Raw genomic sequence first — 24,375 nt, 5'->3', positions numbered from 1 at the left:
TCTCTTCTTTTAGAATTAATTCTTCTTGCCATTCTTCTTGCTATTTTTCCTCTTTTTCATATACCTCGGTATCATTCTGGAGGCCCATTCTTTATGTAAGGCCAACATTTCCTGAACGACTTCCGGGTTTTGATCAGCCACATTAGTTGTCTCACCAATATCTGTTTCGAGATTGAAGAGATTTATACCGCTAGGGTAGGTCATTTTTTTACCTGGAAGCACTTCGCTATTCTCACCGATTGTAAATCCTTTGTGTCCCCAACCTGCATTTTTGCTCAACTTCCATTTCCCTCTACGTAGTACCCAACTATTTTCGTTCTTTGCCCAGGCTACCCATTCATGATGCTGTTTCTTTTCCTGTTTTAATACAGGGAGCATACTTATGCCGTCAATATCTTCCGGTGCTGCTATTCCAGTTAATTCTGCTATTGTTGGCATTATATCCATTCCAGAAACTAGAGCGGACTTATTTACTATATTCTGCGGCAGAGTACCCGGCATAGAGATGATCACTGGAACACGAATTCCACCTTCACCAAGCATGTACTTCGATCCGCGCAAGGGAGCATTATTTGAATATGTATTAACTGTTCCTCCGTTATCAGAAGTGAAAATAATCATGGTATTTTCACGCTGGCCACTTTTTTCAAGAGCATCGAGAAGACGAGAAATTCCGTAGTCAAGAGCAAACAAATTAGCTAAATAGCAGCGACGTCCTTCGCTATCGTACTCCCCCATGTGGCCCCATTTTTTATGGAATGTTTTATGAGGTTCCTGTGCAGGATCCCAGTACGGGTATTCCCATTTTGCTGCATTGCGATCCCATGGCACATAACGGGCTCCAACCTTTTTAGCCCATGTTTCTTCGACGACATAGGTCGGCATGTGTACGGCATTGTAGGAAAGGTGCAGATAAAAGGGCTTACCCCCTTTATCGCGCTTAATAAAATTAATAGCTTCATCCGTAAAGATATCTGTGGTAAAGCTATTTTCGTAGGAAACTGGTTTAAGCTCTTCGTTGCCCTGTCCTTCAGCTTTCACCAATGGACCAATGACCTGACAACCAAAATCTTTAAACTCTTTTTTCTTTTTATAAGCATCTACATCTTTCTGACTGAGACGGATATAATCCCAAGTGTGATGCATGAAACCGAGGTATTCATCAAAACCATGCATTGTAGGAACCTTTTTCTCCCAGCCGGAAAGGTGGGTCTTCCCATATTTTGCCGTAGCATAGCCATTACTGCTTAACATCTCTGGTATGGTTACTTTATTATTAGGGAACTTACCATCACCATACCAGTAATTGCCCCAGCGCTGTTGATATGAGCCAGTCAGGATTCCTGCACGCGATGGGCTGCAGATCGGTGAGGTGGCATAGGCATTTTCGAAGTAGGTCCCGGTCGCAAAAAGCCGATCAAATCCCGGAGTTTTGTAGTGTTTAATATCTGTCGGAGCTTGAGGTAGAAAGGACATGTCCGCATATCCAAGATCGTCGACAATGATCACCACGACATTTGGTTTTTGCTGTGCCTGTAAGCTGGTGCCTGTTAGCATTAATGTTAATACTGGCAGTATTATATTCTTTAGAGTAAGCATATTATCTTTTCCTTTTAATGGGCTTAAGTACTTGAAGGAAGTAGCGGCGGCTGCTCTTCGCCACTTTTGATGTCAGTGGGGTAGTTTGCCTTATTATCTTTGAGGTGTTTAATAAGCTTACGTGCAAGCCTGTCACTTATCTCAGGAAATTTCCTAAGCAGATTGTTCTTTTCACCTATATCTGCATTCAAATCGTACAACTCCCATTGCTGCTTGGCATAAAAATAGATCAGTTTCCATTTACCCTCGCGAATGGAAGATTCTGGCCCACTGCGCATCCAGAAATTTGGTTCGTGCCAGAAGAATAGGTTAGGGCGGCTATCTATGTCCTTACCGCTGAGCAGTTCGGTAATATCGTAACCGTCCAACAGATCAGGTTTGGGATGTTGAGCCCCAGCAAGGCTAAGTAGAGTCGGCATCCAGTCCTGATGAATATACGGGCGGTTCTCGACACGGCCTGGCTTAAGTGGCATTCGTTTCTGATGAACTCGCGTTTCGTCCTGTGCGCCCCAGGCAACCATGTTCGGTATGCGGTGGCCGCCTTCGTAGGCATCATTCTTTAGCCCCTTCATTGGCGCGTTGGATCTGAGACCTCCATTATCAGCAGTCCAGATAAATAGTGTATCTTCAGCTATGCCCAGTTTTTCGATATGATCCATCACATCACCCAGACTCTTGTCGGCACCTTCTACTAGGGTGACATAAGCTCGGATCTTTGTGTCGAGATTAGGATAATTTTTACTGAAGCGTTTATCCTCAATGATAGGAGTATGGATTGCGTAATGAGACAGATAGAGAAAGAAAGGTTTCTCCTCTTTGACCGCGTCGCTTATTTCCTTTTTTGCTTCAAGTGTCAAAGCTTCACTGAGGTGCACCTGCTCTCCATCGCGTTTCACATGATAAGGATCACGTCCTCCGAAACGTCTGCCGATGGGCGATCCTGATTCATTTGCATAATGTTTACGATCAAAGCCCAAGTTCAGGGGGTCAGCACTGAATCCCATTCCGAAGTGGGCTTTGCCGATGCAGATAGTGCGGTAACCAGTTTCTTTTAAAAGAGCCGGCAACAGAATATCACCTTGCTGAATACCTTCGATATCCTGTTTGGCGGACTTCAAGGTTTTAGAGTTCTTTGCGTATCCGTACCTCTCCCCGGTAATAAAGGTAGTGCCGTGTCGTACTGGGTTCTGTCCGGTAAGGATTGATATACGGGAGGCCGCGCATACACTACTGGCTGTGTAGGCGTTGGTGAACTTGACTCCTTGATCTGCCAGTCTTTCCATATTTGGTGTGCGAAAGATCTTATTGAGTTCGGTCTGTTCTGTCCACATCGGCTCCGATGTATCCTGCCAGCCGTAATCATCTGTGATAAAGAAGACAATGTTTGGCTTCTTGTCTTGCGCTGATACTTGTGTACCAGCCAACGTGAGGAAGGTTCCCAGTATAGTACAGGATTTTATGAAATGATTCAGCATAACTGTCCTTATTTCTTTTTCTTTTTGCCGTTTTTGAGCATTGGTTTGGCAGTAGGGGTGTACTCGGGATTTAGTGTCATCTCCTGTGCACCAACATCTTTACGCCATTGCTGCATCTCTTTTAGTAAAGCCGTCGCTTTTTCCGGATGTGATTCAGCCAGATTATTCTGTTCTCCCTGGTCTTCTTTAAGATTGTAGAGTTCAAGTTTACCATCTTCAAAGAATTCAATAAGCTTCCAATCACCGCTACGGATTGCACCATAAGGCTTAGTCTTATGGTAATGTGGATAATGCCAGAAGAGCGAACGCTCTTTGATTGAACCGCCTTCGGTTAAGATAGCTTTGAAGCTGACTCCATCCTGATGTTGATCGGGTTTGAGTGGAAGACCTGCAAGATCAAGCATGGTGGGATAAAAATCAGTGCCTATTACCGGTACATCTGATTTTCCTCCTGCTTTGATTCCAGGACCTGATATTAGATACACTTCGCGTGTACCACCCTCATGTGCTTTGGCTTTTGCCCCTTTTAGTCCTCCGGTGTATAAGTTATTACCCGAACCATTGTCTCCGGTGAAAAATATATAGGTGTTATCCCGTAAACCGGTTTCCTCAAGCTTGGCAAGGACTCGGCCAACACTTTCATCCAGGCTTTGTACCATCGCTGCATAAGAAGGACTGTATTCTTTGAATTTGTTTACATTGCCATTTTTCTTCTCTGTATACTTCTTCACCAATTCCGCTTTGCCTTGAATGGGTGTATGGACTGTGTAGTAGGAAAAATAAATTAAGAAGGGGTTCTCCTTATTTTTTTCAATGATATCTACCGCGTAGTCCGTAAGACGATCGGTTAGGTAATCACCTTCTTTACTGCTTACATTTGGCATATCAAATGGATGAAAATATTTACCTTTGCCTTTAGGTTGTCCCCATTCCCTACCACCAATGTTTATATCAAAACCATGGTCTTCTGGATAGTGTTTTATGTCGCCCGCCCTATATTTCTTCGGCATAAGGTGCCACTTGCCGATAAAGTTGGTACGGTAACCATTTTCCTTAAGGGCCTCCGGAAGCAGGATACGCTCGTGATCCATATACTTCTGCCAATCTGGAATTTGAAGTTTTCTGATAAATTTATTATGTCCGGGAATCCAGTCGGTAAGCTTGGTACGTCCCGGATAGGCTCCGGTGAGGATTGCCGCACGACTGGGTGAGCAGACGGTGCATGCCGCATAACCGTTAGTGAATTGCATACCGCTTCCTGCCAGTTTATCAATATTGGGAGTCTCGAGAAATTCATCACCCATTGCACTTATCGAAGCCCAGCCAAAATCATCCACCAGAAAGAAGACAAAATTTGGTTTTGAGGACTTTGCCGAGACAGTTTGGATCATAAATGTAGTACTGATTAGTCCAAAAATCATCAATACGAGATTTCTCTTTTTGCTGATGTATAAAGGCATGAAGTAGATGTCCTTGTTTTTATCTTGAATATTGTTAGTTCCCTTCTCTATACTGAGGCCTTTGCTAAAGCTTAATGAGAAGGGATGATTTTTATTTGTTTGTTAAGATATACAGACCCTTACATAAGCGTTGTATTTATCTATTTCTTTTTGCTCTTTTTAGCTGTAGGTTTGGCTGTAGGATCGTATTCTGGATTTGGTTCAGTTGGAATCGGAGCATTGATTGATTTGTGCCAGGCCAGAAGTTCCTCAAGCATCTCGTCACGCTTTGTCTTGTTGCTCAATGCGAGGTTATTTTTCTCGCCCACATCCTGTTTTAGCTTGTAAAGTTCTACGCAATTGTTGGTGTCGATTTTTTCCCTGCCGCCATCCAAGCTCCACTCTTCCAAGAAGAGGTGTAGCTTCCAGTCGCCTTTGCGAATAACACTCACCGGTTGCTGACGATAGTCTGGGGTACGGGTTTCGGTATACTTTTTATCCCCCCTCAAGTAAGCTGGGAAATGCCAGAAAATTGCTCGTTCTGGCATATTTTTCCCAGTCAGCACAGGAAGCAAACTTTTACCATCAATCGGGTATCCGTCGAGGTGATTTTCTATATCTTTTACACCTGCTAGCTCCAGCATAGTCGGGTACAGGTCTATGGCCATTGCTGGTACATCCGTTTCTGTAGGTTTGAATTGCTTTGGCCAGCTTATAAAAAAGGGTACTCGAATTCCACCTTCATAATAGCTGCCTTTCCAGCTACGCAAGGGTTTCTGGTGGAGACGTGTCGGTATCCCTCCATTATCAGAGAGGAACATGATCACTGTATTGTCTTTTATCTTTAATTCTTCAAGCTTGTCTAGCAGCAAACCGATACTTGTGTCCGTGTCTGCGAGATGTGCAGCATAACTCGTATTAACCTTCTCCTCGTACTTCCCCATCGACTTCTTATCAGTAAAATACTTACGGGTCTCCGTCCTAGACCCAACATCATTACCAGTATGTACAGCATGGTGTGCCAAATAGATCATGAAGGGCTTGTTGTCCTGAGTACTCTTTTCAGCAAACTCAATCGCCCGCTTGGTATAGGTGAACATCTGCTTCGGGTCACCATTTTTCTTAAAAAGCGAATCGAGGTCCCGGGCTGAGTGATCAATGACATCATCAAATCCCTGCATCTGTGGCGAAACCCCGCCGTCGACACCTGAACCATATCTACCATGACCACTGATATGCCATTTTCCGTACATCGCCGTAGAATAGCCGACCTTTTTGAGCGCCTCGGCAAAAGAAACCTTTTCGTCAGCAAAAACCTGTCCGTTAATGACATCTTTCAGGCTTAAGCGATCTTTGCTCCTATCCCCACGATGAATACTCCAGACATTATAAAAATGGGTCCGAGGAGTGTACTGGCCAGACAGGACTGCACAACGTGAAGGGGCACAGTTAGCCGCATTGACATAGCCATTGCTAAATACAACACTCTCATTTGCAAGACGATCTATTGACGGAGTTTCTATAAACTTGTTACCGTGACGCCCCCAGTCATGGTAACCCATATCATCGATAAAGAAAAAGACAAAATTCGGCTTCGAGGACTTTGCCGCGGCCGGCTGGATTGTTAAGATAGCAGTGCCTAAGCAAACTGCCGCGACGATGATAATTCGCCTAATTACAATACCTAGACATTGATTATTGTTTCTGTTACGCATAAAAAATAACATCTTCATTGTTGTGGTCTTTGGGTGGACATTCATGAAACATATTGGCAATTCTTGCATTTAGCAGACTCGAGAGCATCACTTTTTATCCTGCCAAGATTTATCTATTTTAAGTTCATAAATAGGCTTAGATGTTTTTTCGGCCTGTAAGACTTTGATTTTATCACTGTAAAAATCAATCTGGTACCAGGCATCCGCATCGCCTTGCATCCCCCGCAAATTGAAGTGATGTCGCTTGCCCATGAGTTTGTAGTCCCCACCGTGAGCGTGACCGTTAAGGTAGAGACAAATATTGGGATACTGATCTAATATCTTTAAAATTTCAGTATCATTCAACAAACTGTGCTGCCCGGATTTATGAATGGGATAATGACACATGATTACTACTGACTCCTGCTTACTCAAAGCTCTATCCAGAACGTCGATCAACCAGGTTTGCTGTTCCTTTGAAATGGCGGCATTCCACCACTTCTTCTGCGGTCCCTTGAAATTACGATAATAATTGTAAGCCTTCTTATAATTGGGGTGCTTCGGAGAGTAATTTAGATAGTGGAAATCACCATCTAAAACCACAAAGCGGAAGCCCTTTGATTCAAAGTCGTAATAGGCTTTGTCTTTAAAGCCGAAAGCGCGATAAACATTATAGGGTTTAATCGTACCATCTTTATCTTCGTTCGGCACGTAGTAGTCATGATTCCCCAAAACCAAATAGGTGGGGAAGTCTGCCTTTCCCCAGGCATTTAGGATCGCGTTCTTGTGTATCCAACCTATGGGTTCTTTAGCAATGATTTTATGAGGGAAGCGGCCATACTCGATATCGTCCCAATCAATTATATCTCCGAGTATCACGCCCCAATCGATGTCGCGCTTATTGAACTCACTCACAGCGTGATGCATACGATTCAGTGCCTTCTTCGGTTCGCGACCACCACGGCGAGGTGCATCTGCGTATTGAGGATCTGCAACTGCAGCAATGGAAAGTAATGGCTTATCTTTGGCCATGACAAGCCCGTTCGAAAGCATTACCGCTAGAGCAGATGTTATTACTAATCTAATTTTGGTCATCATTACTCTCCTTACTTATTATTAGATTTTTTCTTATCAGAATTCTTTTTCGACTCAAGGTTCCACCGTGGATGAGGAGAATGCTCCTTCTTCATGATCTCTTTCATGCGCTGAACTATCTCCGGGTGCTGAGCCGCGATATCATGTTCTTCGCCGATATCCTTGCTCAAGTCGTACAGTTCCAGCTTACCATTCCAGCCACCAGAGCGGTATGCCTTCCATTTACCCATTCTGACAGATTGCTGTTTTCCACCTTCGTAGAATTCAAAATAGATATACTCACGCTTCGTCTGCTTATCTCTTTCACCACGCAGAGTCGGCATAATGGAGATGCCATCCATTTCGCTGGTAAGTTCTTTACCACCAGCGTCGGCCACCGTCGGCATCACATCAACCTGGGTGGTGATCAGATCACAAGTGGAATTCGGTTCGATTTTTCCAGGCCATGCAGCAATCATGGGGACACGAATCCCACCTTCGTATAGTGAGCGCTTTACTTTCTTGAACGGGCCATTGCCATCAAAGGTTTTCGTGCGCAAATAATAAGAGGATTCATCGCCATTGTCAGAAGTCCATATCACAATCGTATTCTGATCCAAGCCCAATTCCTTGATCGCAGATCTAATGCGACCAACACTCCGGTCGTGGTATGTCATCAAGGCGCAGTAAACTTGCTCACTACGAGTCAGTCCTTCCACTTTGTCATAGTCCAAAAGATCAGGAACACGCATTCCTCCAGGGCGCCCCCCATGGGGTACTGTACTGGCAAAATAGATGAAAAATGGCTTTTCTTTATTCTCCTTCATAAACTCGATGATTTTGTCAGTGTAAAGGTCTTCAACAAAGGTTCCTTTACCTATGCCGACAACGCCTCCAGTTCCTTTTCCCTTATTAAGGATAGTTCCATGAAGAACTTTTTTTGTATTTTTAGGCAAATCAATCTTCTCACCATTCTCCCAGATGTAGTTGGCATAGAAGTCACGGACATCCACATGACCCAGGTAGCCGAGCCAATAATCCCAACCACACAAGGTGATATGCTCAGGTGGATGATGTCCTCCGACTGATACTTTACCAAATGCAGCTGTTTTGTAACCAGCATTGCGGGCGACTTCACCCAGCATCGGGTATTTCGGTGGCCATTGCTCTATTGTAGGATCTTTTGAATTCGCACGCCAGGCGGCATTTCCCGGATGTTTACCGGTTAACAGTGTACAACGGGACGGACCGCAAACAGCATTCCCGGCATAGGCATTGGTGAACAAAGCCCCATCCCTACGCAACTGATCCAGATTTGGCGTCTTGATAATCTTCTGACTGGCCTCATCCATTTGATAAGAGGGGACTTTGCCAATACCCCAATCATCGGTATTGATATAGATAATATTCGGCTTCGAGGAGTTCACCACAGGTGCTTTGTCTGCGGCATTGGCCGATGTAGTCAATGCTAGTGCGACTACAATTGTAAATAATTTGCTCATAGTGTGTTGTTCCTGTATTTGATTATATTTTTTTGTGAAATTGTCTATCAAGGCCTTTTGTTGTTTAATTCCCTAAACCTTTTAATATCTCGAAGGCTACCTTTTCAGCAAGGTACGCGTACCCTGCTTTAGAGAAGTGAACATCACCATTTTTCTTTTGAATCTCGGTTTGTTTCTTCAAAGCATGGCCATGTAGCCTGTTAATTGAGATGTCCTTTCCAGCGATAATCTCTTCAACAATAGTATTGTATACAACGCCATCACCAAGCTTGCGGCCAGCCTCATGTTCCGGAACCGGAGTGGTTTCACACCAAATAAGTTTTGCCCCGGTCTTTTTTAATTTAGCCACAATACCTTCCATGTTTTTTCGGTATTGCTCAGGTGTAGCTGTCAATTTGCCGTTAACTTTGTCGCGATGCCCCTGGGTTTTTGATTTGGGATTGCGATAACACAGGTCCCATAATCCCCAGTTAAAGTGAATAATGTCGTATTTAGTCTTGCCAAGCATTTTCTCAAGTCGTTTAAGACCATGGGCGGAATCTCTTCCGTTACCACCAATACGGTAAACATCTGCTTTTCCTTTAAGCAGTTTTCGAACCTCTACTGTATAGCCAATCGAAATTGAATCTCCGATTAATAAAACATTTGGTCGAGATGGGTTATCTTTAGGATTCACGAAGGCTTCTGAGAATTCCTTTCCTGTATAGAGTTCATCTTTACTTGCTAAACCATCTGCTCCCTGTGTGTTGACAGTCGTTAATAATAGTAAAGCTGTATACATTATTTTTTGTAAAAATCTAAGCATAATATTTCCTCAAGTTTTATTTATGAAGCGAAGCTTAATATCTGATATGACTTAACAGTCATTCTTGGCGTTAATAATTTTTACTTTCAATTTGGAGACTTGCGCATTGAAAACGTCTCGAAAGTAAACATCGCCATGGCTCACGCAGTCTTTTATTCATCGTTAAATACTCTCATGAGTTCCTTATTCTTTGTTAGAGAGTGTCTCACCATTGGTAACAATTTTAAGCAGGCCCGATGAAGGGATCGTAAACCAGGAAATCGTCTCACCATATTTGACAGGAATACGCGTTTTTGCTTTTCCGCTTTTTGCCAGTTTATCGATATTGGGAGTCTCGACAAATTCATGGCCCATAGCACTTATCGAACCCCAGCCAAAATCATCCACCAGAAAGAAGACAAAATTTGGTTTTGAGGACTTTGCCGAGACAGTTTGGATCATAAATGTAGTACTGATTAGTCCAAAAATCATCAATACGAGATTTCTCTTTTTGCTGATGTATAAAGGCATGAAGTAGATGTCCTTGTTTTTATCTTGAATATTGTTAGTTACCTTCTCTATACTGAGGCCTTTGCCAAAGTTTAATGAGAAGGGATGATTTTTTATTTCCGAGTACAGATGAATGTCCGTTTTAGCTTCTTTTATTTTTTCTAGAGTACGCCCTCTCCGAGGACGAATATATGGACGTATTGCACCTCGGGGTTCACGTTGTTCACCCCAAGCTAATGACGTCTATCCCTCTTCGAGGGACTGATTTAATCAGTTTCCTTATCGAAGTCGCCGTAGGCGGCAAATGTGATAAGCTTTGGGGGTTAACCCGGAGGACATGGTTACAAACAAATCCGGTCGTCGAAGACGGCCAATATGTGCACTCCCTCACCGAGGACGGATGACAGGGGGAGCTCTCTAGTGGACTCACACATGAGCCCTAAAAATATAGAGGGGAGCAAGGGGCAGGATGTGCTTATCTCTTCCTGTCGCTTCTATAGCTTCTAAATCCCTATATCAAAAGACAGGAAGAGTAGTTGAGTATGAAATCGATAGAAAACATTCAGTGCGGTGAAATAAATCTTGCGATTTTAGTTTTACATAATGTACACAAACGTGTATCTTTAGATATATACTTAATACAGCAGAGGTTCAAATTATGGAAATTACAACAAGAGAAGCGAGAGCACACTTTTCAACATATCTTGATAGTGTAGAGCAGGGTGAGCGAGTAACAATAGCACGTAGAGGACATGCAAAAGTAGCTTTAGTCACAGAGGCGGAACTAGAGAGATTGACTAGCTATCAAACTACTTTGAAATCTAAACTCTTTGACCTGTTCATGACTAAAAGCCCCGATGAGCTTAATGATATGCACGATATTTTGTGTACTCTTATGGATGCCGATGAAATCACAAACACTGATGTTATAGCTTCAATTGAAGATGCAGAGAAGGGTGAGACAGAAGCTTGGATTATGCCATAAATGGAAGTCAAGTGGACTAAGAAAGCTATCAAGGATGCTCAGTATTTACACTCGAAGGATGCGGAGAGTTACAGGAAGCTTAAAGAACTGATTGCTGAAATTGAGAAAAGCCCTTTCACCGGGATAGGTAAACCCGAACCCTTGAAAGATAAGCTTAAAGGATGGTGGAGTAGACGTATAAATCAGAAGGATAGATTGGTTTATCGAGTTAGCGGGAAAACTCCGCAGGTATTAGAAATAACTTCATGTAGAGGACATTATTGAGGGAGCAAAAGAGAGGCTAAAATACCGATAATCGCAATGACTGCGAGAAATGATCTCGGGGTTCACTACGTTCACCCCAAGTTAATGACGTTGATCCCTCTTTGAGGGATTGATTGAATTAAAATTCATACATGTCGCCGGAGGCGGCAAATGTCATTAGCTCCGGGGTTTAGCCCGGAGAACATGGTTATAAATAAATCCGGTCGTCGAAGACGGCCAACATCCCTCCAGTACGCCCTCTCCGAGGACGAATATATGTACGTATTGCACCTCGGGGTTCACTACGTTCACCCCAAGTTAATCACATTGATCCCTCTTCGAGGGATATTATGACCAGAGAATATTTCCCATGTCTATCCCTCTTCAAGGCATTTGTTGAAGTTTAATGACTTTAGAAAGGTATTAATTCATTGACTACCTGCTTATTGGATCGGGAGAATATCTGATGTCTTTTAGTAATATATTTGTGGAGATTGTCTGAGAGGCTTTCAGATCTACGCCTTTAGCATCTAGGATAACCACTACATCCCACTCAACAGAATCCATGCCATCGTCAAATAAGTCAAAAACCGCTTCAGCTGTTTTGACGACTTTAGAATTTGCTAATTCAGATTTATGCTCCTTTGGGAGAGGTAATTCAAAGTTATAAGTAGCTACAGATCCCGCTTGATAAGTTTTGTTTTGCTCAATGGTAATTTCATCTCTATAAACCTCAGAAGTACGCTTTTTGGTTTTTCCATCTTTGTAGGAAATGCTTATGTGTTTTCCAATAAGTCTGACGAGTAATTTATTACCTTGAATAGTTTTTTTTGTATGAAGTTCAAAGTTGCCATTTATAACATCATTTAAATTGAATACTTTTATTGGGATCGTTAGTGTGATTTTTCCTTTCATGAAACGAAGGACGTGATATATAATACCCCCAATTATTGCTAGAATGATAAAAGTTATTATGATGTAGAGCACATTGATGTCTTGCATATTTACCTCTTTTGTTGATGAAGATTTTGATTTTGTAAACGCTGTTATATTTTTTTGAGTTTAGGGTTTAATGAGTTTTTGTTCAATTAGTGAATTATTTGCGAATCACGCAATGGGGGGCCAAAGTGAATATGATTTTTTATTGTTGTGAACGACCCATACAGGCTGGCCAGTGAAGTAGGTTAAAGCAATGGGATCGTGTGTATCTTTAACGCCCTTACACATTTGGCCACCGACTTCGAAATAAAAATAAACTCGAAAGCCAAGGCCTGAATCAACTTTTCCCATCTCGGTATTTTTAGGTTCATTAGCTTCGCCAATTACTTGGACCCTCTCAACCTTTCCTAGTAGGGCGTTGCCGTTCTTGAGAGCGTGATAGCTATTGTTTAAGCGTGTGTAGTTATCGATGAGTATGGCAATAGCAATTAAAACGCCGATAAGACACAAAGGCATTAAAACACTGAGGATTGAAAACAAAATAAATAAGAAGAGTCCAACCCTAAGAGTGATGTTTTGTTTTATAAAAAGTTTATACCAGTAGCCCGAAGGAAGTTTTCTTGGATCTTTGGGGGGCTTCTCTCCAGGATCAGCACAGCCAGGCATGGGCAAAGTTCCACCGCAACTATCGCAATTAACGCGATTATCTCTTGTCTTATAATATTCGCCACACCAGCAACATGTAACGGGACCTTTAACCCGATCTCCCAGAGTAGTGGTGTCGATGTTGTGGCTTAATGATTGGGCTTCCATCAACTCATCAATGCTATTTAGGAGTGGAGACCATTTTTCTTGACCATAAAGCTCTTTTTTTGTCTCACTTTTGGGGAACTCTAATTTAGCCCCACAATTCGTACAATTATTTGGAACTGATTCATAGGGGTACACACTATGACATACTTTACATTCAACGGCGCCGTGATAATCGTGATTCATTTTTTTAGCTCTTTAATTATGTCTATCCCTCTTCAAGGCATTTGTTGAAGTTTAATGACTTTCTATTATGTCACCCATTTCGGTGTTTCTTTGTTGTAAGGAGCCGCCCTTGACCTTGAGGAAAAAGCCACCGTAGGGGTTTTCGGTTGCGCCTTGTTTGAAGAAGACCTTTCCACCTTGCATATCTACCCCAAGATTAATCTCCTTACGGCCGTAAAACTTGGGGCTGATAAAGTTGATGGGATTATTAGCTACGGTCGAATCTATTTTTACCGCCATGCCTTTGGGAAGATGACCTTCTGGAATGTCTTTTTCTTCAATGTAGGGAAGGCGGGTCATGGGATTTAGACTGAAATTGGTCATGGTGACGCCTTTTTTACCGATGTCTTTAAACCAAGCTCCCCAGCCCGCTTCGCTACCGCCAATGAGGATATTGGCGCTGCCACCGCCACTGCCGTCGTGGTCAATAAAATCAAAAGCCCGAGTCGCACCATTGGTGAAAAAGGCGGTGATTTGAACATTTGCACCACTGGCAATTGTGATGGCTCCAGCACCACGCAAATTGGGGATTAGGCTATGTTCAGTACCGCGGAAGATATCGCCTATTACAGGTTTGTTGTATCGATCGCCGGGGATGTCAAAAACAAAGCCTTCTTTAGCAACATTGCCATTGCGATGGACCACGCGTTTTTCTGATGCTAAAAACCAATCCTGAGGGCGAATGTGACAATTATCAACCCAGCCAATAGTTGGGCTGTTTCCTACCATGAAGGCGCGATTTAGAGCCGAGCCACAGACACGAGAAATCAGATGTTTATCATTATTATGAGTGGCGAAATCGATGGCGTTGTAAGAATTGCCAAGGTAAACTCGTTGGACCCAGCACTTAGGACCCAGGCTACGAATCGTCCAGGGGTAAGCCTGAATATTTCTAAAATCCTGATGTTCATACCAAATGGCTAAACCGGTCACACCGGAACCACCTAGTTTTGAGTTGGAGTGTAAACTAATCAGAGGCGAATTATTTGGCTTGCCTTTATCTTTTGCGATGTCCGCAATCAGTAGAGTTCGAGATTGAGTGCCTCGTGGCATGAAGTCGTTGATGCCGCGTAATTCAACTCCAGGTGGAACTGTGAGGTGATTAGTTAAACGGTAGCTTCCTTGCAATAGGTAAACAGTACCGCCACCATCTTTACCGGCTTTATTGAGAGCGTCTTGAATAGCTGTACTGGCATCAGCTTTTTTATCAGTCATTGTCTTAACGATGTATAAGGAAGCTTTTTCTGTACGAGCAGGTAGTCTGTTAGGAATAGCAAGAATATCTGGCATTGAAGGGCCGCTATTTTTTGCCGGCGTGTGATCAATGATTGCGCTATTTGAAGCAGGGAGTCGCAAATGAGGCTTACTAGGGAAAGTATTGCCGACGAAGGATAGGCTTGCTTTGGATTTATCGATGTAAAGATGGTTTTTGTTCTGCTTAAAAATTGAATCATAAACGTCAATTTCTCCGGTTTCGCAATAAATAGCATAGTCCTTTTCTTTAGAACCCCATTTGTTGAAACTACATTCTTGCAGGTTGAGTTCTTGGCGAAAAGATCCATCGAGATGAATATTTGTTCCATTGCTCGAGAACTCACAATCATATATTCTCAGTAAGGCCTGGTCTTTTTCTATACCATATTTTCTGCCACTCTTACTTAATTTATTCCACTGATCCTGCCAACAGTCTTTTTCCATTTTCATTAAAATGCCAAACTGTTCAGCGTCTATAGAGCTCTGTGTCACGTACATGCGCTGAAGGGAACCGCCAGTGAAATGAATACCGACTTCCACATCTTTTATTTTGAGGTCATGCCAATAGGTCCAACCATGGGGTGGCATGACTTTAACGGCTGTATGGTAGTTATCGATTTTTATATCCATAAAAATTCCTGCATCCTGACGGTTGAGTTGGATAGCATAGGCTTTTCGTTCTTTCATGACTTTGGCCAAATCTTTGAATTTCGGAGCCTTTTTGTGACCACAGAAACTCCAGTAACGCGGAGATAGGTGAATGTTTCTGCAACGTGGTACAGCACCGGCGTTTAACATAGTTATACCGACATCTAGAGTCGTTCCATAAAGGTTCATGATAGTGGAGAAATGACCGGTTAACACACCTTTATACGAATTTATTAGAGTTACATTTCTCATGGCTGCATTGCCGTTCAAATGAACTGTTACGGGGTAGGGGATAATACTTTTGATGTTTTGCTTCGGGTAAAAGATTGAGAGGTCTCGAATCCCACCTTCTTTAACATGGATCAGTGGGGCGCCATCCTTTTCTCCATGGCCAAAGTCGGCAAAGAGAATGGTGCCGCCGACCTTGAGGTTTTTAGCTGTAGGCTGTTTCCAATCTCCGCGAAGAGTAACTCCAATGGGGATGTGCAGTTGTTTTTGAATAAGATATCTTCCCACCGGGAGGAAGACGGTGCCACCTTGTTTTTTGGCGTCTAAAAGAGCCTGGTTTATCCCTTGGGAGGCATCTGTTTTTCCCGTTTTATCAACTGAGTAAGGAGGGAGTGTGACATCATAAGAAATGATGGGGACGAGATCCTCAGAGGGATACTTTAAATCAACTAAACGGGGTGAGCCGGGATTGGGCTCTTGGGTTAAGGCTTGTACGGGGGAGAACAAGGAAAAGCTCAGAGCTAGTATTAGTATTATGTATTTTGATCGCAAAAGAGTATCCTGATTGTGATTGATGACTTCATTTCACTTATAATACTTAGCTGAAAATGATTTCTTAATAGTTTTTTTAAATTGATTAAAAGGATTGAATCAAATCAGGCTAGTGTTCTTACTAATGAGTTATTTAGCTATTAAGATCTCTAGATCTTCTCAGTATATATATTTAATATTTTAAAAATTTATTTGACCCTTATGCCTTATCTCTTTGTTTTACTTTCTTGTTTGCTGACTCTGACAGCTTTTTCTACACAGCGATATAATGTGATCTTGATCATGACGGATGATCAGGGTTATGGTGATTATAGCTTCATGGGCAACCCCATTTTGGAAACTCCTCATTTAGATAAGTTGGCCAATGAAAGTGTTCTCTTTAAACGCTTTTACGTCAATGCGGTTTGTACTCCCACACGTGCCAGTTTATTCACAGGACGTTCGAGTTACAGAACTGGAGTTACGGACACTTGGATAGGGCGTTCTATCATGAAAAGCGAAGAGTACACTCTAGCAGAAGCCTTCAAGGACAATCAATACAGTACAGGGCTGTTTGGCAAATGGCATTTGGGGGATTGTTACCCATACAGAGCAATGGATCAGGGCTTTGATTATAGCCTTATTCATCGAGGAGGAGGTCTCGGGCAACCGGCCGATCACCCCGAGAATAATCGAGCTTATACCAATTCCATGCTCTATCGCAACGAAGTCGCTTTCAGATCAGAAGGTTTTTGTACTGATGTCTTTTTTCGCGAAGCTCGCAAATGGATTAGTGAAAAAGTAGAGAATAACAAGCCTTTTTTTGCCTGTATTATGCCCAATGCACCTCATTCACCTTTTCATGATGTTCCTGCAGATTTACTGAAAAAATACAAAAACGCCGATTGGTCTCAGCACAAGGGATCCGATAAAGATAAGGTGGCGGCTATTTACGCCATGGTGGAGAACATTGATCAAAATATTGCTGATCTTCGCGATGAGCTTAAAAAACTGAATATTGATAAAAAGACAATTATCCTATTTAGTTCCGATAATGGTGGTTGGGGAGAGCGTTTTGACGCTGGCTTAAGGGGGAGTAAATCCAGTTCTTTTGAGGGGGGTGTCCTGAGTCCACTTATGCTTTTTGTTCCAGGTCAAGCATCAAAGCAGAGCACTGAAGCCATCGCCCATTATGATGTTTTGCCAACGCTAGTGGATTTATGTGATTTAAAAGTCGATTTTCCCAATGAGCTTGATGGGCGAAGTTTTCTTCCGATTCTATCAGGAGAAAGTTTGCCGGAGCGCAGCATCATTCTGCAATCACATCGCGGAACAAAGCCTGAATATATGAGAAACTCTGCTTTGATTCAGGGAGAGTGGAAACTCGTTTCTCCAGATGCCAAGACTTTACCAAAACTTTTTAATTTAAGTTCAGACGCAGGGGAACTGCAGGATGTGAGTTCTAAGTATCCTGAAAAATTAAAAAGCTTGGTCGCGGATTATGATCAATGGTTTAAGATTGTAAAACAGCAGGCAAACAAGCCCTGTGCAATTATTGCTACAAAACACGAGGTCTTCACGACCCTGACGCGTCAAGATTGGGTGAATATGCAGGGGCAGGGGGGCTGGCTTTCTGATAAAGTGAATGGCGAATGGTTAGTTGAGGTAAAAGAAGATAAGGAATTTGAAATATCCTTTAGAACGAAGGCCATTTTCAAGCAGGCCTCACTCCTTATCAACGATAAGAAAATTCAGACTATCGACTTTCGCAATCAAGCTCAACATTATTTTAAAGGGATTCACCTAAAGCCCGGTCTAAAAACAATCAAAATCACCTACAGCCATTCAAGCGCAGGTCCCTGGCAGGTGGATATTCATAGTCTTGAATGAATTGATTTTTTTGTATCTCTATAGTTGACATGCGACGCATTTGAATAGGCCTCCCTAGCTCTCACTGCAAGGTTTTATTGTAAACCTTAAGGCTACATAAGAATTTACAATGCCGTTATGAAGAATCACCAATAATTCTTCTTCGTACTTAATTTAGTTAAATTCGGTTCGGTTGATAAGATATAATGCTTTGGTATCAGAAATAGTTTGTTATATTTTAAACTATATATATAGTTAAATATAGTAATTAATATAACTTTTGTAAGTGAATAAATGAACCAAGATCAGGCACTAGAATTTCTCCGATCAAACAATGGAATTCATAGAACCCGTGACATTCTTAATGCTGGGATTGCACCTAAAACTCTTTACAGACTAAGAGACCAAGGTCACATCTACTCCCTTTCTCGAGGCCTCTATCGAATTAATGAAGAAAGTATGGGTGCTCACTCTACTTACGTAGAACTGGCTCATAAGATCCCTAAAGCGGTTTTCTGTCTCATATCAGCTCTTCACTTTCATGAAATAGGTACTCAACTACCTTACGACCATTGGATATCACTGCCTCAAGGAGTCAAAGAAGCCAAGCTTGAGGAATATGACATTCAGTATATTCACCCCAGTAAAAAACTTTATCAGTTGGAAATTGAAGAACACAATATTTCAGGTGCTACTATCAAAGTTTACAGCCCTACTAAAACAGTGGTTGACTGTTTCAAACATCGAAATAAAGTCGGTATCGATGTTGCCTTGGAAGCTCTAAGAGAAGCTATACAACTGAAAAAAACATCTCGTAAAGAGCTTATTGAACTTGCCACTAAATGCCGTATGAAAAACGTAATGATGCCATATATCGAGTCCATATAATGAGCAAAGCTGCATCCGTTCAACAACTTCTACGTAATCAAGCTAAAGCTCAAGGTATTAATCCTAATATCCTTCAGGTTCGTTATTCCTTAGAACGTTTTCTTTATCGATTGGGTTTAAGTGAACACAAAGATCGATTCACTTTAAAAGGTGCGATGCTCTTTATCTTGTGGAGTGATAAATCTTTTTGACCAACTAAAGATGCTGACTTTCTAATCACAGGTGACATTTCTCCTGACAATATTCAACAAGTTATCGCCGACATTTGTAATACCGAAGTAGCAAAAGATGATGCAATGGAATACGATGCAGAAAGTATCAAGATCTTACCCATTAAAGAAGATCAAGAGTATCAGGGACTTCGAGTAACTTTTAAGTCTAAGCTTGGACATATACCCATACCTGTGCAGCTTGACATGGGAACAGGAGACATCGTAACTCCTCATGCAATAGAAACAGAATTTAAAGTCCTTATAGACACTCTTCCTGCGCCTCAACTCAAGGTATATAATCGTGAAACTGTAATAGCGGAGAAACTCCAAGCTATGGTGTTATTGGATTTGGCAAATAGCAGAATGAAGGACTTTTACGACGTTTGGGTCATTTGTACTCAATTTGGTTTTGATGAAGATATACTTAAAGAGGCTGTTGTATCAACTTTTGAGCGACGTGGCACAGACTTTCCTTCGGAGGGCATTAGTTCACTTACAGAATATTTCTACGATGATCCTTCTATTAAAGTTCGATGGAAAGCTTTTACTAAAAAGCTTAAAATTGAACTTACTTTAGAACAAGTCTGTAGGGATATTAAGGAATGTTTGGAAGCTGTTTTTAATTAAGAAGGATGGTGCGACGCTACGATTTAATGATGGAAAAACCCTCAAAATAAGATTTAAGTTTATCTATCAATAAAAGGAGGGAAATGCCTATAGACCTCAATACTGCGGGAGGTGGCAAATGTCATTAGCTCGAGGGTTTAGTCTGGAGGTAGGGGTAAATATATAGAATTTGAGTTGGTTTTAAGCTTTAGATACTTAGGAACTACAATATTTTTTCGTAGTCGATTTCCATGAATTCTTCGACGTTAGGTAGCCAGATTTCTTCGACAAATTTTACGTGGTCGGGATGATTGTTGTAAAATTCATAGGCTTGCGGGTTTTTGAAGTTCATGAATAATCCAAAGTCAAAGTCGTTTTTGGGACTGGTTTCTTTGACGACTTCGAAGTTTACAACGGTATCAATCTTTTTTAATTTTAGTGCTTGGCTAAAAAACTGTTCTTGTGTGAGGGGAGAGTTTTTCTTGAGGGTGAATACTACGCCGTGCTTAATCATGATATGATTCCATTTTATTAAATAAGCCTTCGTGGAGAAGGCTTATAGTTTTAAAGTTATTTAATTATAGTGAGCTTACAGTCTTTTGCGTTTTTTCTTTACCTGTTATGTCGAGCTCGTGTATGGACCAGTAGCCGCCTTTCTTTTCGAGGATGCTAAGCCTAATAAATTTAGCTTCTGTGTCCTTAAAGCGTGCTATTGAAAGCTTCGCGGTTCCTTTAAACTCACCGACACTCTGCCAGTCCTTACCATTTAGCGACGTTTCAATTTTGTACTTTGGGGCATAGTCGTTTTTAGATCTTCCGTGGTTCATGTTGATACCATTGACTAATTTTGGCTTATCAAGTTCAATACTGAGCCAGTGACCGACTTTTTGTCCTTCATTAGTCGACCAGCGTTTTTTATCATTTTTATGGTCAATGATCGATCTGAAGTTAGGTTTTTTGCCAACTGAAGCCGGGGAAGATCACAGGGTAGTGCTCGAGATTTCTTTCAGCGCACCATTTGACATCGGGTTTAATGACCTGCTGAGCATGCTCTGTGGCTTGTTTAGGAGTCCTGTAACGACCGGGTGTCCATGGACTGATAATATCGGCTTTGGCCAAGACTTCGTGAAGACGAGAGTTTTTTAAGGCATCTCGAGTTTCTTCTCTCCAAAAACTAGGGGTTCCGACTATGACTGTATTGCCACCATAAACCGGATCATTTTTTAGAAAATCAATGAGCTCTTCGGTTTCTTTTACCTAAGAAGTACGAATTGTGTATAAAAGCTTCACTGGGTGGGTGAAAAGTGGAGTTTGGGTTAAATTAGCTTCGACCAAAAAACCTCAACCCAAAAACCACGTACTTACGATGCCCAAGAAAATCAAAAAAACTAGAAAATCCAAGAAAGAATGTCGAAGAAAAATCAAAAAAATTGGAATCACCACAAACTGCTTAAGTTCTCAAGCAGGATTAGCACCTTTTGTTAATTTCATTAATGGCACAGGTATTTGTGATGAGCTCGCACAGGTATTTAAAGATCTAAGAAAAAGCAAGAAAGGCATAGAGCTTGAAGAAGCTTTTTTACAGCTTGTACTCTTTTTTGCGGACGGTCGTGAAAGTAGTTTAAACACCTTTGATACGCTGAAGGAAAACGAAGCTTGGCAAAAACTTTTAGGCTGTGAAGTTGCTCTAGGTACGGCTGCATTAAAAAGAATCCTTCACAAAGCTTATACAGTAGATGTTGAGATGATTCGTCCTTTAATCCGCAGGGTTTTTCTTAGTGCGCTCAAAGCTAAAAATCCGAATAAAGTCATTCTCTTTCTAGACTCCAGTGTCTACGATAACGACGGCGCTAAATGCCGCGCGGGAGTAAAATGTACCTACAAGAAAAAAGAAGGCTATCACCCAATCAACCTCATATGGGACGGCATGTATATCGATACTTATTTCCAATCAGGTCATTGCTCAACAAATCACGATGGGGTTGCTATTGAGATGTTACAAGAAATCGTACCAATGATTCGTGAAAATCTTGGAGAAGACATTCAGGTCATCGTTCGAATGGATGGTGGTTATTACGATCAAAAGATTTTTGCTGCTTGCGACGCGCTTAAAATCAACTTTATTTGTGCAGGGAAACGCTATTCAGATCACAAGATTCATGCCAATACAAAACTCGAAAACTTCGATGGCGTCTATCGTAAAAAAGCTTGTACTTGGCATTACCTTACTTTTCAAGAACGTCGTAAATCTTGGCCCAAAGAGATGGCGTATCGAGCTTTGTTTTTACGGCCTACAGAAGAGAATGGCGAAGCTTTATTAGGTTTAGAAAGTCGTATTATCCTTACAAATCTTGACGTAAAATCTTGCTCCGATCAAGAAATAATTGATTATGATCATTCCCGCGGAGCTGATGAACTCACTCACCGTGCAGCTAAAGATTTCGCAAGTGAGAGGATGCCATGTCTCGACTTTCACGCTAACTCCCTTTGGTACTCAATGGGTATTGTATCCTTCAATCTCTTTCAGATTTTCAAACGCAACATTGCGGGTTTTTCTTGGAACTGCTACCCCACTACGGTACGTCGTAAACTTTTTGATTTAGCAGGAAAAATCATTAATAAAGGACGCTCATTGACACTCAAAATTACCCCATGGAAAATGAGGGAGTTGAAATTTGATCAAATATGGGAGAAATCACTTACGCCTTGGGTTCTTCCTGTTCTTTAGTTGCTGAATATACATTTTAAAAACGGGTGCTTTTCAATAAGCGCCAGGATCCTCACGCCCAAATAATGGATGAAATACACAGAAATCACAATCTGAAGATCGAAAAACTCCATAAACTGATCTCTGGAGCAATGGAGTCAAATTGATAAACGAGATGGACTTCAAGGAGAAAAATCATCCCTTTTGTAATGCCTAAAATAGTCTATACACGCGTATCACGACCTTTGGGAAATAAAATCGTACGATTTAGGTTTTAGGGAGTATTTCCGGTCATCATCAAAGCCAATGCCCCAAACAGAAATGACCGGCTTGCCTTTGTGATGCAGGTAACTGGGGTCTTCAGTTATTTTCACTTTATCTTTTAGAGCCACCCAATCTGGAATTAAGTGTTTTTTGATATCGCCCGCTTTAAAGCCTGTAAGGTCATACATCATTGCCCAGGTTCTTCCGTGTTTATTGGCGGCACTTTGTACATGATGAGTTATTACGTTGCGTCGCTTGTACAAATCCGGACGTTTTAGGTTGACGCCAAAGCGTTGAAGAAAGACGCCGTTAATTTTATAATCTTTCATCCAGCCAAAATGGCGGTCGACAGTTTTGCCATTGTAAGAGCTAAATAAATAAGCTGTGGAACCATCGGCATGTTTAAAGGGAGTAGGGTACTTTTCATCTTTATCCATCTCGCTCATGTCAGGCCATAAATCGATGGTTATGGAGCCGGGCTTCAGCTCCTTGCCAGCTTTGTAATGTGTCCAGTCACTCCCTGAGCCATCACCTTTTGCGGTAAACCAACCCTGATAGCCACACATGATTTTTCCATGAAGACCTTGATTGTCAATCTTGCTGTTCTTAAAGCCTCGATACGGGCTCATACTTTTGCGGATAGCAAGCAATTCTTCAAGTTCAGATTTGAGCTTGTTTAATTTGTTTGTTTACATGTTTCAGCCTGTGTGCTGACAAGGTTGAAAATTGGCCGCAACGCCCAGTGAAAGTTATTGTTCCTTTTGGTGCAGGCGGTAGCAGTGATACTTTTGCGCGTCAGTTGATTCGCGTTATTAAAAAGGAAAACTTATTTCCTCAGCCCTTAGTGGTGATTAATGTCGGTGGTGCAGGCGGGACTATTGGCAGTCGTCGAGTGCGTCATGCTCGCCCAGATGGTTACACCATGCTGATGCTTCACGAAGGCATCTTAACTGCCAAACACGCGGGTAAGGCAGTTTACGGAGCGGAAGCTTTTGAGGCTGTGGCAGGGACGGGAAAGAGCCCCAATGTAGTGGCAGTAAAAAGTGAATCAGCTTTTGATTCTCTTAATGACTTAATGGCTGAAGCTAAGCAATCTCCGAATAGCTTGAATTTTGCCGCGAACATAGGTGCCCCGAGTCATTTTGTAGGTCTGATTTTAGAAAAAGCAGATGCAGGGACTCTGTTTAACTTCGTTCAATATGGCGGCGGGGCTGAACGTTACGGTGCGATTATGGGAGGCCATGTTGATATGAGTGTTTTCTCCATCGACGAATACCTACGTTATAAAGATGGTGGCCTCAGGGCCTTGGCCATTTTCTCCGATCAACGCCAAGCGGCAGTGCCGGACTTGCCAACCGCCCTTGAACAGGGCTTTGATATAAAGTCTTCTAACATGAATTTTTGGTGGATGCCCAAGGGAACTCCGGAAGGAATTCAAAATAAAATGGCAGAAGTGATCGCCAAGGCGATGGCGTCTAAAGACATGCAGGAATTCATGAAAACTAGCTGGATTGAACCCGTGACTTTGGAAGGGACCCAATTGAGTGCGGAAATTGCTGCGCGGGAACAAACTATTAGCAAAGTCTCGATGCGAAAAGTCGATGTTCTTCCCCATTTTGAGCGATGGATCTTTGGCTTTGTTGTGGTCTTAAGTATTTTAGCTTTCCTGCAAAAGACTGATTCCCAAAGTGAAGAGCCTCTTTGGAATAAGACTTCCCTAAAGGTTTTTGCGCTCAGCGCAATCTATGTCAGTATTTTATCACTGACCTCCCTTTCTTATCCTCTTATAAGTAGTGCTTTTGTTTTTGCCTTAGGCTTGATAATTGCGGATGAGAAAAAATCATGCGCAACTCTCGCTTAAGTTTATTTGCTGAGTATCTACATGTCGG

General features: G+C 42.0%; 21 protein-coding genes and 1 pseudogene. 8 read left to right on the top strand and 14 right to left on the bottom strand.

Annotated features, from left to right (window positions below; translation table 11 throughout):
• Positions 1–15: 15 nt before the first annotated feature.
• The 8 genes from LNTAR_RS05575 to LNTAR_RS27650 all read right to left on the bottom strand — a co-directional run bounded on the left by LNTAR_RS05575 (position 16) and on the right by LNTAR_RS27650 (position 10,098).
• On the bottom strand, positions 16–1,599 hold the full coding sequence (locus tag LNTAR_RS05575) for a sulfatase family protein (RefSeq protein ID WP_007277671.1): 1,584 nt from the start codon (positions 1,597–1,599) through the stop codon (positions 16–18).
• Positions 1,600–1,622: 23 nt separating this feature from the next.
• Positions 1,623–3,074, bottom strand: a complete 1,452-nt coding sequence (locus LNTAR_RS05570) for a sulfatase (protein WP_007277670.1) — start codon at positions 3,072–3,074, stop codon at positions 1,623–1,625.
• An 8-nt stretch (positions 3,075–3,082) separates the two neighbouring features.
• Positions 3,083–4,534, bottom strand: coding sequence for a sulfatase (locus LNTAR_RS05565; protein WP_007277669.1), 1,452 nt, complete (start codon positions 4,532–4,534; stop codon positions 3,083–3,085).
• A gap of 140 nt (positions 4,535–4,674) precedes the next feature.
• Positions 4,675–6,246, bottom strand: coding sequence for a sulfatase (locus LNTAR_RS05560; RefSeq protein ID WP_007277668.1), 1,572 nt, complete (start codon positions 6,244–6,246; stop codon positions 4,675–4,677).
• 69 nt (positions 6,247–6,315) lie between these two features.
• Complete coding sequence (locus LNTAR_RS05555; protein ID WP_083799961.1) at positions 6,316–7,305, bottom strand: metallophosphoesterase; 990 nt, start codon at positions 7,303–7,305, stop codon at positions 6,316–6,318.
• 8 nt (positions 7,306–7,313) lie between these two features.
• On the bottom strand, positions 7,314–8,747 hold the full coding sequence (locus tag LNTAR_RS05550) for an arylsulfatase (RefSeq protein ID WP_238527717.1): 1,434 nt from the start codon (positions 8,745–8,747) through the stop codon (positions 7,314–7,316).
• 100 nt (positions 8,748–8,847) lie between these two features.
• Positions 8,848–9,588, bottom strand: a complete 741-nt coding sequence (locus LNTAR_RS05545) for an SGNH/GDSL hydrolase family protein (RefSeq protein ID WP_007277665.1) — start codon at positions 9,586–9,588, stop codon at positions 8,848–8,850.
• 183 nt (positions 9,589–9,771) lie between these two features.
• Complete coding sequence (locus LNTAR_RS27650; RefSeq protein ID WP_007277664.1) at positions 9,772–10,098, bottom strand: hypothetical protein; 327 nt, start codon at positions 10,096–10,098, stop codon at positions 9,772–9,774.
• 637 nt (positions 10,099–10,735) lie between these two features.
• Here LNTAR_RS27650 and LNTAR_RS05530 point away from each other — a divergent pair.
• Both LNTAR_RS05530 and LNTAR_RS28355 read left to right on the top strand, forming a co-directional pair.
• Complete coding sequence (locus LNTAR_RS05530) at positions 10,736–11,062, top strand: type II toxin-antitoxin system Phd/YefM family antitoxin (protein ID WP_007277662.1); 327 nt, start codon at positions 10,736–10,738, stop codon at positions 11,060–11,062.
• Complete coding sequence (locus LNTAR_RS28355; protein ID WP_007277661.1) at positions 11,063–11,326, top strand: Txe/YoeB family addiction module toxin; 264 nt, start codon at positions 11,063–11,065, stop codon at positions 11,324–11,326. It begins immediately after the preceding gene.
• Positions 11,327–11,740: 414 nt separating this feature from the next.
• On the opposite strand, the gene LNTAR_RS05520 is transcribed toward LNTAR_RS28355, so the two are convergent.
• The 3 genes from LNTAR_RS05520 to LNTAR_RS05510 form a co-directional block, all read right to left on the bottom strand.
• A complete protein-coding gene (locus LNTAR_RS05520) occupies positions 11,741–12,307 on the bottom strand; it encodes a hypothetical protein (protein WP_007277660.1) in 567 nt (188 codons plus the stop codon).
• A gap of 105 nt (positions 12,308–12,412) precedes the next feature.
• Positions 12,413–13,240, bottom strand: a complete 828-nt coding sequence (locus LNTAR_RS05515) for a hypothetical protein (protein ID WP_007277659.1) — start codon at positions 13,238–13,240, stop codon at positions 12,413–12,415.
• A gap of 51 nt (positions 13,241–13,291) precedes the next feature.
• Positions 13,292–15,961, bottom strand: coding sequence for a glycosyl hydrolase family 28-related protein (locus tag LNTAR_RS05510; protein ID WP_157473272.1), 2,670 nt, complete (start codon positions 15,959–15,961; stop codon positions 13,292–13,294).
• A 201-nt stretch (positions 15,962–16,162) separates the two neighbouring features.
• On the opposite strand from LNTAR_RS05510, the gene LNTAR_RS05505 reads away from it, so the two are divergent.
• From LNTAR_RS05505 to LNTAR_RS25195, 4 genes and pseudogenes are all read left to right on the top strand, one after another.
• Positions 16,163–17,830: an arylsulfatase gene (locus tag LNTAR_RS05505; RefSeq protein ID WP_040914290.1), complete on the top strand. Its 1,668-nt coding sequence runs from the start codon at positions 16,163–16,165 to the stop codon at positions 17,828–17,830.
• Positions 17,831–18,103: 273 nt separating this feature from the next.
• Entirely contained in the window at positions 18,104–18,697 is a 594-nt protein-coding gene (locus tag LNTAR_RS05500) for a type IV toxin-antitoxin system AbiEi family antitoxin domain-containing protein (protein WP_007277656.1), read from the top strand.
• Positions 18,697–18,888, top strand: a complete 192-nt coding sequence (locus LNTAR_RS25200; RefSeq protein ID WP_007277655.1) for a hypothetical protein — start codon at positions 18,697–18,699, stop codon at positions 18,886–18,888. Before LNTAR_RS05500 ends, LNTAR_RS25200 begins: the two co-directional genes overlap by 1 nt.
• 15 nt (positions 18,889–18,903) lie before the next feature.
• Positions 18,904–19,536, top strand: a pseudogene (locus tag LNTAR_RS25195) (nucleotidyl transferase AbiEii/AbiGii toxin family protein); the annotation flags it as partial.
• Positions 19,537–19,738: 202 nt separating this feature from the next.
• On the opposite strand, the gene LNTAR_RS05490 reads toward LNTAR_RS25195, so the two are convergent.
• The gene (locus LNTAR_RS05490; protein ID WP_007277653.1) at positions 19,739–20,029 is read right to left on the bottom strand and encodes a Dabb family protein; all 291 of its coding nucleotides are present in this window, start codon (positions 20,027–20,029) and stop codon (positions 19,739–19,741) included.
• A 64-nt stretch (positions 20,030–20,093) separates the two neighbouring features.
• A complete protein-coding gene (locus tag LNTAR_RS05485) occupies positions 20,094–20,450 on the bottom strand; it encodes a discoidin domain-containing protein (protein ID WP_238527718.1) in 357 nt (118 codons plus the stop codon).
• Between the two features lie 338 nt (positions 20,451–20,788).
• Here LNTAR_RS05485 and LNTAR_RS05480 point away from each other — a divergent pair, with 338 nt between their 5' ends.
• Positions 20,789–22,243, top strand: a complete 1,455-nt coding sequence (locus tag LNTAR_RS05480) for an IS1380-like element ISLar2 family transposase (RefSeq protein WP_007277650.1) — start codon at positions 20,789–20,791, stop codon at positions 22,241–22,243.
• Between the two features lie 215 nt (positions 22,244–22,458).
• Here LNTAR_RS05480 and LNTAR_RS05475 read toward each other — a convergent pair whose 3' ends face one another.
• The gene (locus LNTAR_RS05475; RefSeq protein ID WP_157473269.1) at positions 22,459–23,115 is read right to left on the bottom strand and encodes a glycoside hydrolase family 71/99 protein; all 657 of its coding nucleotides are present in this window, start codon (positions 23,113–23,115) and stop codon (positions 22,459–22,461) included.
• Positions 23,116–23,228: 113 nt separating this feature from the next.
• On the opposite strand from LNTAR_RS05475, the gene LNTAR_RS05470 reads away from it, so the two are divergent.
• Positions 23,229–24,347 (top strand): tripartite tricarboxylate transporter substrate binding protein, encoded by a 1,119-nt coding sequence (locus LNTAR_RS05470; RefSeq protein WP_007277648.1) that lies wholly within the window; start codon positions 23,229–23,231, stop codon positions 24,345–24,347.
• Positions 24,348–24,375 lie beyond the last annotated feature (28 nt).

The sequence above is a fragment of the Lentisphaera araneosa HTCC2155 genome (assembly GCF_000170755.1).
Classification (GTDB): Bacteria; Verrucomicrobiota; Lentisphaeria; order Lentisphaerales; family Lentisphaeraceae; genus Lentisphaera; species Lentisphaera araneosa.
Note: the sequence above shows the minus strand (reverse complement) of the source record. Positions and strands in the feature narration are given on the sequence as shown.